At 48.1% G+C, this 12,735-nt stretch carries 8 protein-coding genes; 1 reads left to right on the plus strand and 7 read right to left on the minus strand.

Annotation, left to right across the window (positions count from 1 at the left end; all coding sequences use genetic code 11):
- The first annotated feature begins 46 nt into the window (after positions 1 to 46).
- Positions 47 to 2,074, plus strand: a complete 2,028-nt coding sequence (gene ftsH, locus ACYVK4_RS12420) for an ATP-dependent zinc metalloprotease FtsH (RefSeq protein ID WP_461127834.1) — start codon at positions 47 to 49, stop codon at positions 2,072 to 2,074.
- A gap of 50 nt (positions 2,075 to 2,124) precedes the next feature.
- Here the strand turns inward: ftsH and ACYVK4_RS12425 are convergent, their stop codons facing one another.
- From ACYVK4_RS12425 to ACYVK4_RS12455, 7 genes are all read right to left on the minus strand, one after another.
- A complete protein-coding gene (locus ACYVK4_RS12425; RefSeq protein ID WP_461127835.1) occupies positions 2,125 to 2,616 on the minus strand; it encodes a metallophosphoesterase family protein in 492 nt (163 codons plus the stop codon).
- Between the two features lie 112 nt (positions 2,617 to 2,728).
- Entirely contained in the window at positions 2,729 to 4,438 is a 1,710-nt protein-coding gene (locus tag ACYVK4_RS12430; RefSeq protein WP_461127836.1) for a fatty acid--CoA ligase, read from the minus strand.
- A gap of 177 nt (positions 4,439 to 4,615) precedes the next feature.
- Positions 4,616 to 5,857, minus strand: coding sequence for a NupC/NupG family nucleoside CNT transporter (locus ACYVK4_RS12435; RefSeq protein ID WP_461127837.1), 1,242 nt, complete (start codon positions 5,855 to 5,857; stop codon positions 4,616 to 4,618).
- A gap of 213 nt (positions 5,858 to 6,070) precedes the next feature.
- Positions 6,071 to 8,437, minus strand: coding sequence for a polyphosphate kinase 1 (ppk1, locus tag ACYVK4_RS12440; RefSeq protein ID WP_461127838.1), 2,367 nt, complete (start codon positions 8,435 to 8,437; stop codon positions 6,071 to 6,073).
- Positions 8,438 to 8,506: 69 nt separating this feature from the next.
- Positions 8,507 to 10,507 (minus strand): DNA topoisomerase (ATP-hydrolyzing) subunit B, encoded by a 2,001-nt coding sequence (gene gyrB / locus ACYVK4_RS12445; RefSeq protein WP_461127839.1) that lies wholly within the window; start codon positions 10,505 to 10,507, stop codon positions 8,507 to 8,509.
- Between the two features lie 471 nt (positions 10,508 to 10,978).
- Positions 10,979 to 11,383, minus strand: a complete 405-nt coding sequence (locus ACYVK4_RS12450; protein ID WP_461127840.1) for a hypothetical protein — start codon at positions 11,381 to 11,383, stop codon at positions 10,979 to 10,981.
- A gap of 139 nt (positions 11,384 to 11,522) precedes the next feature.
- A complete protein-coding gene (locus tag ACYVK4_RS12455) occupies positions 11,523 to 12,734 on the minus strand; it encodes an alanine dehydrogenase (protein ID WP_461127841.1) in 1,212 nt (403 codons plus the stop codon).
- Between the last annotated feature and the right edge of the window lies 1 nt (position 12,735).

The raw sequence follows: 12,735 nt of genomic DNA on the forward strand, positions 1-12,735 counted from the left end.
CGTGAAACGGTGTTACCCTTGAAATCCGTTAGTACAACCTGAGGAAATGGCAGAAAATAATAAAAATCCGTTAGTACCCCGTGGTGGGCCACGTAAGCCCAACTTTCAGGGCTGGATTGTTGCAGTGCTGATTGCCGCCATTCTTGGCATTACATTTTTTAACCGAAGCTCAGCTACCCAAGAAATCTCGCAGAAGCAGTTTGAGCGAATGGTGAAAGACCATGAGGTCGCCGAAGCTATCGTCGTTAACGACAAAATTGCTGAAGTGACCCTCACGCAGCAAGCTGCTCAGAGCCCAAGATATAAGAGCCGGTTTGCCGACAAACCGTATTTTGGAACTGGTCAGGGTCCGCATTTCCAGTTTCAGATTGCTTCTGGTGAAACGTTCAAGAAAGATTTGGATCAACTTCAGCAGAACCTTCCTGACAATGAAAAAATCGATCTTAAGTTTGAAACCCGAAGTGACTTCGGCAGCATAATCAGCACATGGGGCTTCCTGATCGTTATGATCCTGGCCATGTATTTTCTGCTGGGTCGTATGTCTGGTGCCGGTGGGCCAGGAGGGCAGATCTTTAATATTGGTAAATCCAAAGCTGCACTCTTTGATGCTGACAATAAGGTGAAGATTACCTTCAACGATGTGGCTGGCCTGGACGAAGCGAAAGAAGAGATTAAGGAGATTGTCGATTACCTGAAAAATCCAACCAAATTTACCAAGCTTGGTGCTAAAATACCGAAAGGTGCTTTATTGATCGGCCCTCCGGGTACGGGTAAGACGCTTCTTGCAAAAGCTGTAGCTGGTGAGGCCGGTGTTCCGTTCTTCTCGCTGTCAGGCTCTGATTTTGTTGAGATGTTCGTCGGTGTAGGCGCTGCCCGCGTTCGTGACTTGTTTAAACAAGCCAAAGAAAAAGCACCCTGTATCATCTTCATTGATGAGATTGATGCCGTTGGTCGTTCACGGGGTCGGGGTTCTATGCCCGGTGCCAATGATGAACGCGAAAACACACTCAACTCACTGCTCGTCGAAATGGATGGTTTTGCAACCGATTCAGGCATTATTATCCTGGCAGCAACCAACCGCCCCGACGTACTGGATACAGCATTGCAGCGTCCTGGCCGTTTCGACCGTCAGATCAGCATTGACAAACCCGATATTATTGGTCGGGAAGCGATTTTCCGGGTTCACCTAAAGCCAATCAAATTATCGGCTGATGTTGATCCGAAAGAATTAGCGGCTCAGACACCTGGATTTGCCGGTGCTGAAATTGCCAACGTTTGTAACGAAGCGGCTCTTATTGCAGCCCGTAGTGATAAAGAGGCCGTTGATATGAAAGACTTCCAGGATGCGATGGATCGCGTCATCGGTGGTCTGGAGAAGAAAAACAAGATCATCTCGCCGGAAGAAAAAGAGATTGTCGCTTATCATGAGGCCGGGCATGCCGTTGCGGGTTGGTACCTGGAACACGCTGATCCACTCGTTAAAGTAACGATCGTGCCCCGTGGTGTTGCCGCTCTTGGGTATGCCCAGTATCTGCCCCGCGAGCAGTATTTATACCGGACCGAACAGCTAATGGACGAAATGTGCATGGCACTAGGAGGCCGAGCTGCTGAAGACCTGATCTTTGGTAAAGTATCGACCGGTGCCCTGAGCGATCTGGAACGTATCACCAAACTTGCCTACAGCATGGTAACCATGTATGGCATGAACGATAAGATTGGTAACGTGTCATTTTATGACTCCAAGCAGTCAGACTATAACTTCAATAAGCCTTATTCAGAAGAGACGGCCAAGCATATTGACGACGAGGTTCGTAAGATTGTTAGCTTGGCTTATGAGCGTACAAAAGGGCTGTTGAGCGATCATAAAGACGCTCTGGAGATTTTGGCCAAGGAACTACTTGAAAAAGAAATTCTGTACCAAAATGATCTGGTTCGTTTGATTGGCAAACGCCCATTCGAACGCGAGACCGTCTATCAGGCATACAAGAACAAAGGTGTTGCCGAAGAGGTGAAGGAGCAAATTGGTACGGAATCAAAGCCTGCCGAAACGGAGCCCGAATCGCTGCCGATCTAATGTGGTTAAGTAACAAAAAAAGGGACGCCCAAACAGGTGTCCCTTTTTTGTTACTTCTTGCCAAGCTCAATAACCTGCATATCCATGATTCGACCATCATCAAGTGAAAACCGGATGGCTGTCCGCATTTTGTGAAAACCGGTTTTGCCTGCTGCTCCGGGATTGATAAATAACAGGTTTTTTAAGGCCGGGTCCCGAACAACTTTGAGGATGTGCGAGTGCCCGCAGATAAATAAGTCGGGTGGGTTCGCTTTTAGAAGGGGCCGGGTAACCGGATTATAATTTGGGGGCGTTCCTCCTATATGCGTCATCCATATATCGAGGCCTTCAAGGGTAAACCGTTGATTGAGGGGAAGCTCATTACTCTCGGAATCAATGTTCCCACTGACAATACGTAGGGGCCGAAAGTTTCGTAACTCGTCGGCTACTGTCAGTAACCCTACATCTCCGGCATGCCACACTTCATCACAGGCCTCAAAATGGTTAAAAATCTGCGGGTCCAGATAACTATGGGTATCGGATAAAAGGCCAATGCGTGTCATGAGAGAGTAGATAAGTTAGTCAGTAAGCCAGTAAGCGGCAATGCCCAAGTCGGTAAGTGGCTGACCCAAGAAGTAGGCACGCTTACTGACTTACCGACTAAGGCGAAGCCGCTTACTGACTTATTGACTCATTTCGCCCTAAAATTAAGTCCTTCATGTCGATACGGATTTTCTTTTTGTCAATTTTCCCGACACTGGTTTTAGGAATTTCCGGTACAAATACGATTCGATCCGGGACATACCATTTATGTAGGTCACCCCGCTCCACTTTTGCTTGCAATTGAGCTTTTATACCGTCAGCCGTTAGCGAATAACCAGGTTTCTGAACAATGAGGGCATGCGGCCGTTCGCCCCATCGGTCGTCAGGCAGGCCAACCACAGCGGATTCCGCTACTCCTTCAATTTGAGACAATACATCTTCCATATCCAGTGAAGAAACCCATTCGCCACCCGTCTTGATGACGTCTTTCGTTCGGTCGGCGATGATGACCCAATAGTCAGATGTAATGCTGGCAACATCGCCCGTATGCAACCAACCGCCTTTCCATAAATCACCGCTCCGTTCCGGATCATCATAATACCCTTGCGTGAGCCACGGACCACGGGCTACAATTTCACCTAATGAATGCCCATCATGCGGGACAAACTGGCCGTTGTCGTCCATTAAGCGCATTTCGATAAAAGGGGATATACGACCAGCCCGGGTGCGAAGCTCAAGTTGCTCTTCCGACGAAAGCGCTTTCTCCTGTTCGTTTAGGTAACCAACGGCCATAACCGGGGCGGTCTCTGACATGCCATATCCCGACATGACCGTTATACCTAACTCAGTAGCGGCTTTGGCCAGACCTTTGGTGAGTGCAGAACCCCCGATCAACACCTTCCAGCGACTAAGATTTTCTTTGAACTTCGGAGCCGCCGGACTGCTGACCAGCATATTTAAAATGGTAGGTACACAATGCGACAGCGTAACGCCTTCTTTAATGAGCAGCTTGAGCAGTAGTTCGGGTTCATACCGCCCGGGATAAACCTGCTTGGCCGACATCATCGTGGCTAGAAACGGAAAACCCCATGCGTGGACATGAAACATGGGCGTAATGGGCATATATACATCCGAAGAGCCTTTAAATGGCATGGCCTCATAGCCTATAATGTAGGTGAGAAGTCCCATCGTGTGCATGAACAACTGCCGGTGGGAGAAGTAAACCCCTTTCGGGTTGCCCGTTGTGCCTGTTGTATAAAAGGAAGTCGCCCAGGTATTCTCGTCGAAGTCAGGGAAATCGTAGGCAGCTGAAGCGCTTAGTAACAAGGCTTCATATTCGCCCGCAAAACCATCTGGAAGTTGTTCAAGGGGTATTATGTCGTTAGAGCCATTATATACTTTATCGCTCAGGACAACAAATGTTTCTACAGTTGTCAACTGATCTTTAATAGCTGACAGGATGGGCAGGAAATCTTCGTGAATCAGGACAATCTTATCTTTTGCATGATTCATAGTGTATAATATCTGCGCGGGCGATAAGCGAACATTTACCGTGTGCAGGATGGCCCCAATACTGGTTACCCCAAAGAAGCATTCCAGGTAACGGTGGCTATCCCAGTCGAACACCGCCACCATATCGCCCGGCTTTATAGTTAAATCCGTCAATACATTAGCTAACTGCCGAACGCGTTGATTAAAGCGCGTGTAATCCATTCGGAACAGGTCCCGATAAACGATCTCGCGTTTTGGTTCATATTTAAGTGACTGCGCCAGCATGTTTTTTATAAGCATTGGTGGCTCGTGAGCGTCCGGGGTACGGGGAATGAGCTTTGTCTGAATCATAGTGAGATGACCGTAGTTGATGGGAACCAATAAATCGAAGGTATAATTGAATAATGGAAAGAAAAAATAGTACCCTATAAAATTAGCCCGGCCTCCATTTAACTGGAAACCGGGCTATATATTGTTTGAACTGGCTACATCAAGGTTTGTGCTGGACGAGTTTTCCCCGTATGTATTTTACAACAGCAACCCTGCAATTGTCGCAGACATATAACTGGCTAGCGTACCACAAATTAGTGCTTTAAAGCCAATTCGGGCCAGATCGCTTCGACGCTTAGGGGCCAGCTCACCAATGCCGCCTACCTGGATGGCAATCGAGCTGAAATTAGCAAATCCGCAAAGGGCAAAACTGACAATTGCGATGGTTTTCGGGTCGAGTGTCTGCTTGATCTTAACCAGATCGAGGTAAGCAACAAACTCGTTGACAACCATTTTTGTCCCCATCAGGGCACCCGCTGCCTGAATGTCTTTTGCAGGAACGCCCATTGCCCAGGCAAATAGAGAAAAGAACTTGCCAAGTATAAAATTAAGGCTCAGGTAGTCAACATTGAAAATGTAAAAGCCAATGCGAAACATGATACTGTCGAGTAGCGCAATCAGAGCGATAAAGCCAATCAGCATGGCAACTACGTTGAAACCTACTTTCAATCCTTCACTGGCACCAGCGGCAATGGCGTCGAGTAAATTGGCATAAATCTTTTTTATTTCCACTTTCACCGTTCCCTGCGTCTCTGATACCTGTGTTTCGGGCATTACTATCTTACTGATGACCAATGCACCGGGTGCCGCCATGATACTGGCCGCCAACAGATAAGGGGCTGGAACGCCCAGCGAAATGTAAACCGCCAGAACCCCCCCGGCTATACAAGCAAAAGAACCCGTCATGCTAGCCAGTAACTCGGAGTTAGTCATGCCGTTTAAGTACGGCTTGATCATAATCTGCGCTTCTACCTGACCAACAAATGTACTGGCTACATTAGAAAGGGCCTCTGCTCCACTAACACCCATCAGCCATTTCATTGCCTTGGCCATAACAGCTACAATCCGCTGCATTATGCCAAGGTGATAGAAAATATTGACCAGCACGGCCACAAAAATGATGGTTGGAATGACTTTGAAGAAGAAAATGAAGCTGTTTTCCGGTCCGAAAGCTCTGGTCAGTACGTCAGGTCTGACAAGCGATGAAAAGACAAATTCGGCCCCGATGTTGGCCTTTTGAAGTAACCGGTCAACGTAGTAACCAAGGCCCTGAAATAGATTTTGGCCAACATCAGTCTTCAGGACAAACACCGCTAACCCAAACTGAAGGGCTAGCCCAACACCTACAGTACGATAATTTATTGCTTTACGATTATCAGAAAGGGCATAGGCGATACCCAGAATCAAAACAACGCCAATTAATCCAGTAAAACGCTCCATTCAGTGACGACACAATTACAGTTAGGTTGGCGAATATACAAAAAGAAGGGATGGAACGAACCCATAAAAAAACGGCGTAAAGGAAAACCGGCTGATTCAACAAATCATATTCGTTGAATCAGCCGGTTGTTTATGTTAAAATTTGTTTAGACGACGCTTGTCAGATCGAGTACAAAATTCGGGAATAGATCTACCTTCGACGACATGTTTACGTCAAATATCAGCGATTGCCCGTTCGGCACCTTCCTGAAATTCCTCCTCAATTTGCGCTATATCAGCCGGTTTAGTTTCTTTATCGAAAAGGCGGGCTTCCATGGCTTCTTTTTCCGTTATGTCGAAGAAGCGCTGATGCATATTAAAGGGCGCATCACCTTCAGCTACTTCACATTTCTTGAAACTACCATCTTCCTTCAATTCATAAGCATTGATATTGTCGAGCAGGTTATCCTTCAAAATCAGGATCGCTTGTTGCTTGACTCGTTTGTCTGCCAGAATAAATAAAGACTCGATGCGTCGGTCAAAGCTCCGTACCATGACATCGGCGCTTCCGCCATACACTTTAGGGTCGCCGTTGTTGTGGAAGTAATAAATACGAGTGTGTTCCAGAAAATCGCCGACAATGGATCGAACTGTAATGTTATCACTCAAACCAGCTCGGTGTGGACGTAGACAGCAAATGCTGCGTACGATCAACCGAATAGGGACACCCGCCTGCGAGGCTTTGTATAACTCGTCAATCACCTGCTTGTCTTCCAGCGAGTTAACTTTAATACAAATCCCACTCATCAAACCGCGTTGTGCATTATCAGCTTCTATGCGAATGAGTCGCAATAACTGCTCGCGCATGTCGCGGGGGGCCGTAATCAGGTATTGGTACTCGTTTGGGACTGAGTGACCGGTAATTACATTGAAAAACTCGGAGATATCGTGCGTATACGTCTCATTGGTTGTCAACAGACCGATGTCGGTATACAATTTCGACGTGTCTTCATTGTAGTTGCCGGTAGCCATATGGGCATAGCGAACTACGCGGCTCCCTTCGTTTCGAACAACCAACAGCAGCTTGGTGTGGGTTTTAAATCGGCTGATGCCATAGATCACGAAGCAACCGGCTTTTTGCAGACGTTGTGCTTCCCGAATGTTATTTTCCTCATCGAAGCGCGCCTTCACTTCAAACAGTACCGACACGTGTTTGCCATTCTCAGCGGCTTTCAGCAACGCTTCCGTGATGCGTGATCGTTTGGCCAATCGATAGACTGTTATCTTGATCGCCAAAACGTTCGGGTCTTCGGCTGCCTGTTCGAGCAGCTGCAGCACCGGTTCAAAGTTATTGTAAGGATGGTGCAGGAGTAGGTCCCGCTGCTTGATCAGCTCAAAAATGTCATCGGTTTTGTCCCGACTCACACCCAGCGGTGGAACCGGCGAATGGGGTAGGGGCATATCATCCTTAAACTCGGGATTCCCGATAATCTGCCACATGGACGAGAAATCAAGGAGCGTATGTGATTCGAAAATATTTAGATCGTCAATTTCCCAACGCTTCTTTAACAAATTCAGCATCCATGGAGAAACCAGTGTAGACTGGCTGTCGACCCCACTGCCTTTGGTTTCAATTTCGAGTCGGGTAACCCGTCCCAAACGTCGGTTTTTAATTTTCTGACGAACCTCATCAATAAAATCAACTTCGTCATCATCGTTTTCATCGAGGGTGAAATCGCCATTCCGGGTGATACGGAATAGGTTTACTGACAGGATTTCGACATTCCTGTACAGTTTTTTGATGTTCTCCCGAACGATTTCCTCGATTGGTATAAAGACAATGGTGTCCTCACGTTCAAAAGAGATAAAGCGGGGCAGGTTGGCGGGAATTTGAACGAAGGACAGCCGCTGACGGTCGTCTTCGTCTTCAGAGGGTAAACTTTTCAGTTCACTTTCGTCCGGGTTTTGCGTAACAACCCCAAAAATCAGCACTTTCGCCAGTAGCACCGGAAATGTATGTGTATAGTCATACAACATGGGTGTCAGCGTTGGATAGATAGCCCGGTCGAAGTAGTTGGTTGCTTCAGCCTGCTCCTCCGGTGCCATGCTGGCATAGGTGACCAGTTGAAGGCCATTTTCGGGAAATAACGGTAGTAGTTGCTCCGAAAATACTGCTTGCTGCTCCTGAAAAAACTGGTGAGCTGTGGTATATAACGCCTTTCGAAAAGGTACTTCCCGTAAGCCTGAGTAGTCAACCCGTTGTTTGTGGTAGTCCAGATAATTGTACAGGCTCCCCACCCGAATCATGAAGAACTCATCCATGTTTGAGGCTGAGATGGCCAAAAACTTCAGCCGCTCCATCAGGGTACGATTATCCAGCGGAGGCTTGGTCGTACGGGCCTGGTCAAGCACCCGCTCATTAAATTTAAGCCAGCTCAAATCGCGGCTTAAATAATCGCTCTGGTCAATAACGCTGGTGACTTTTTCGCTAACCTTCGCCAATTTGTCTGTTCCTTGAGCAGGAGCACTCGCCTGCCGGTTGGTGAAACGGGAAACCAAGTTTCCTAATATGGTGCGGTTTGAGTTTAGGGGATAACGCATACGCTTATTGAAAGGTTGAAGTACAACAAAAAAGCGGACTAAAAAAGCCCGCTTTATGTTATCATTCGGTTAAACATCCACACGGGCATATTTCGCATTTCGTTCAATGAACTCGCGCCTTGGTGCCACTTCATCGCCCATCAGGGTTGAGAAGACGTGGTCAGCGTCGGCCGCTGACTCAACCGTTACCACTTTCAGCGTTCGGCTGTCTGGGTTCATGGTGGTGCTCCACAACTGTTCGGCGTTCATCTCGCCTAAACCTTTGTAACGCTGAACACCCACATTTTCTTCTTTTCCGCTACCGGCGAGTTCTTTTACAGCCGCTTCACGCTGGGCTTCGGTCCAGCAGTAGCGTTCCTCTTTCCCTTTTTTAACCAGGTATAAAGGCGGTTGGGCAATGTAAATGTAGCCATTGTCGATGAGCGCCTTCATGTTGCGGTAGAAGAGCGTCAGGATCAACGTACGGATGTGACTGCCATCGACGTCGGCATCAGTCATGATAATGATTTTATGGTACCGGAGTTTATCCAGATTCATCACTGTCTCATCATCTTTCTTTTCGAGTCGTACGCCGAGTGCTGTCCAGATATTCTTGATTTCTTCGTTTTCGTAGATACGGTGTTCCATGGCTTTCTCTACGTTCAGGATCTTACCGCGAAGGGGAAGAATCGCCTGAAACGCCCGGTTCCGGCCTTGTTTAGCCGTTCCACCAGCCGAGTCACCCTCTACAAGATACAGCTCACATTTCTCCGGATCCGTATCCGAGCAGTCGGCTAACTTGCCGGGAAGCCCCATGCCGCCCATGAAGTCTTTCCGCTCGGTCATAATGCGCTTGTAGGCCAGATCAGCCGCAATACGCGCCTGTGCCGATACAAGCACTTTCTTGACAATGCCCTTCGCTGTATTAGGATTCTCTTCCAGCCAGGTTTCGAGCAGGTCGGCCATTGCCTGACTCACCGCACTCACTACATCCTGGTTACCTAATTTGGTCTTTGTCTGCCCTTCAAACTGAGGCTCAGCCACCTTTACCGAAATTACAGCGGTCAGGCCCTTGCGGAAGTCCTCTCCGCTGAAAGTCACCTTCCCCGAATTCTTTGGAAGAACGCCCGGGTTCTTGTCTGCATAGTTTTTCAATACCCGAGTCAGCGCTGAGCGGAAACCCTGTACGTGCGTACCACCTTCGTGGGTATTGATGTTATTTACGTACGACAGTACGTTTTCACCAGCTTCATAGTTGTACACCAGGGCGACCTGAACAGGCGTTGATCCTTTCGTGCTTTCCATGTAGATTGGCTTCATGCCATCGAGGGCAGGTCGTGTCTGATCCAGGTATTCAACGAATTCAACCAGACCACCCTGCGAGAAGAAATCATCTTTCCGGAGGGGTTCGCCGTTTTCGTCCAGCTCACGCATATCCGTGAGGAAAATATGAATGCCTTTATTCAGGTAAGCCAGTTCACGCAGACGACCAGCTACGGTGTCGTATTTGTAGACTGTTTCGGTGAAAATGCTGGCGTCAGGCTTGAAGTGTACGGTGGTGCCGGAATCTTCAGCGGTGCCAATCAACCGAACGGGATACTGCGGATGGCCGGTTTTATATTCCTGTTCAAACACCTGGCCTTCGCGGTGAACTTCTACGCGCAGGTCGGTCGACAGGGCATTCACGCAGGATACACCAACGCCATGCAACCCACCGGAAACTTTATAGTTGTCTTTATCGAATTTACCACCAGCGTGCAACACGGTCATAACCACCTGAAGCGCCGACACACCCATTTTTGTGTTGATACCCGTCGGGATACCCCGGCCGTTGTCCTGCACAGTAATGGAATTGTCTGGATTAATCGTGACGCTGATCTTGTCGCAGTAGCCCGCCAGTGCTTCGTCGATAGAGTTATCGACAACTTCCCAGATAAGGTGGTGGAGACCGCGTGTACCAACGTCGCCGATGTACATAGATGGGCGTTTGCGGACGGCTTCCAGGCCTTCCAGCACCTGGATGTTATCAGCACCATAATTGCTTAACGCGGTTTCAATAGGAGCATCTGCTTCAATAAGTTCGTTGGTCATATCAGAATGGGAGCGTGTCAGAAATTTGTTGTTTCAAGCCCGAAAACAGGCTGTTTGTATGGGTCTAACAGATTGTAAAAATACAAAAAAAAATCATCTTTTCCTACCCCTTTTTGCGGAGATCAGCTGAAGAAGTAAAAAAACAATTCAATCCGAAATATACTCTTTAGGGAGGGCGTTTACGTTTGTCAGATGCCCTTTCCGTGAAGTTTTTAAGGCGTATTTCGTTTGCCTGACTAATTCATAAAAGACAAGTTAAGCGGCCTGTCTGCTAAAAGAGTGATTTCCCGAAAAAGTATCATTAAACGGGACAAATCATTTAGACCATTTAGCTTGAAAACAAGCTACAACATGGTCTTGTTCAGTGACAAACGGCTGTTGTCTACTGACTGATTACGCCTAAACCAGTGACAAAAAGAAAGGCCGAATCGAATCGATTCGGCCTGGCGCAGTACGGGTAAAAATAGTGTGTTAGTCTTCGGGAAATGGGATATACACAAAGCCCGCAAAATCACCATGAACAACGAATAAACAGCAGTATTCGTCAGCCGCCTTATAGTTCTCTTTCCATAGATCCAGTGACTCCGGGCCGATCAATTCGCGCTGAATGAACTCGTCAACGAACGAAGCTCTATAATTCCACTGGTTCTCCAACTCACTGGCGGCAATCAGCAGTTGGCCCAAAGGAACTTCGCGCCGGGACGCTACAAAAATCGGAAAATCGGAAAAGCCGCGTTTCCTGATCTGATAGGAGGCTTCTTTTAACTGGTCGGCCACCTTTACGAAATCGGATGAGATCATACCCATCAACTCTTTATTGACGTCATACGAATTGGCATCGTCGAGCAGGGTATTTTCGTTGCTGTGGTTAATCATATTTTTAGTTAGTGAGTCGGTAAGCGGCTTCGCCTAAGTCGGTAAGTCAGTAAGTGACTAAAGTCTGCATTCTTGATGCGCCAGCCACTTGCTGACTTACCGACTTAGGCGAAGCCGCTTACTAACTTATTGACTTTGTTCAAAACCTCGCTGCCAGCAGGAGATCCAGATCTTTGAACCGCATGTTGAACTTGCGGGCGATATAGGCGTTGGTCAGCGTGCCCTTGTGTGTATAAACACCTTTCATAAACCAACGGTTCGCATACATCATCTGTTCAATGCCACCAGTTGTACCGGTTTCCAGCAAAAAAGGCAGGAATATGTTGCTGAGGGCCATACTTGCCGTATAGGCCACCCGTGCAGCAATGTTGGGTACGCAATAATGGATGACACCCATATGCTTGTATGTAGGTTGTTTATGAGTTGTCATCCGGGACGTTTCAAAGTTGCCGCCCTGATCGATCGACACGTCAATAATGACGGAGTCGGGTTTCATGCGACCAACCATTTCTTCGGTCACCACAACCGGGCTCATAGCATCTTCAGCGCGCATGGCACCAATCACAACATCGGCCCGCTGAATGGCTTCGGCCAGTGTGTCGGAATCGATAATGGACGTGTAGACGTGTTGCCCAACGGCGTATTTGAGCCGCTGGAGCTTGTATAAATGTTTGTCAAAAACTTTTACATCGGCACCCATCCCAATGGCTGTTCGGACCGCATATTCCGTAACGGTACCAGCACCGAGCATAACTACTTTGGTGGGTGGAACGCCCGTGATCCCACCCAGAATAATGCCCCGCCCGTTGTCGGCATTGCTGAGGTACTCCCCGGCAATAAGCATGACCGTACTCCCGGCAATTTCACTCATGGAGCGAATGACGGGCAGGTTACCGCCCTGATCTTCAATGAATTCGTAGCCGAAAGAAGTCAGGTTCTTGCTGTTGATCTTCTCAAAATAAGCGCGGTCATGAACGGGCAGGTTCAAGGCTGAAATGACCGTACTTCCTGATTGAACATGCTCAAACTCATCGTCGACCAGTGGCTCAACTTTCAGGATCAGGTTGGCTTCGTAGACTTCTTTTGGCGAGCGCGCTATCTGCGCGCCGGCCTCGCTGTACTCGGTATCCGAAAATTTAGCTTTCTCGCCGGCGCCCTGTTCAACGATTACATTATGCCCATTCCGTACCAGGATAGCAACGGCTTCGGGTGTGAGTGCAATCCGGTTTTCCTGCAGCGAAACCTCTTTCGGGAGACCTATCAGCAAGCTGTTCCGATTGGTCTTTACGGCCAGTGGGGCTTCTTTTGGGTATAGGGCCGTTTGCTTGGCCAATTCCTCAAATCCAGTCATT

It is taken from the genome of Spirosoma aerophilum (assembly GCF_054782495.1).

Bases quoted from the DNA above. Each gene is read 5' to 3' on its own strand.
- ftsH (WP_461127834.1), top strand. From the start codon at position 47: ATGGCAGAAAATAATAAAAATCCGTTAGTACCCCGTGGTGGGCCACGT.
- ACYVK4_RS12425 (WP_461127835.1), bottom strand. From the start codon at position 2,616: ATGACACGCATTGGCCTTTTATCCGATACCCATAGTTATCTGGACCCG.
- ACYVK4_RS12430 (WP_461127836.1), bottom strand. From the start codon at position 4,438: ATGATTCAGACAAAGCTCATTCCCCGTACCCCGGACGCTCACGAGCCA.
- ACYVK4_RS12435 (WP_461127837.1), bottom strand. From the start codon at position 5,857: ATGGAGCGTTTTACTGGATTAATTGGCGTTGTTTTGATTCTGGGTATC.
- ppk1 (WP_461127838.1), bottom strand. From the start codon at position 8,437: ATGCGTTATCCCCTAAACTCAAACCGCACCATATTAGGAAACTTGGTT.
- gyrB (WP_461127839.1), bottom strand. From the start codon at position 10,507: ATGACCAACGAACTTATTGAAGCAGATGCTCCTATTGAAACCGCGTTA.
- ACYVK4_RS12450 (WP_461127840.1), bottom strand. From the start codon at position 11,383: ATGATTAACCACAGCAACGAAAATACCCTGCTCGACGATGCCAATTCG.
- ACYVK4_RS12455 (WP_461127841.1), bottom strand. From the start codon at position 12,734: ATGACTGGATTTGAGGAATTGGCCAAGCAAACGGCCCTATACCCAAAA.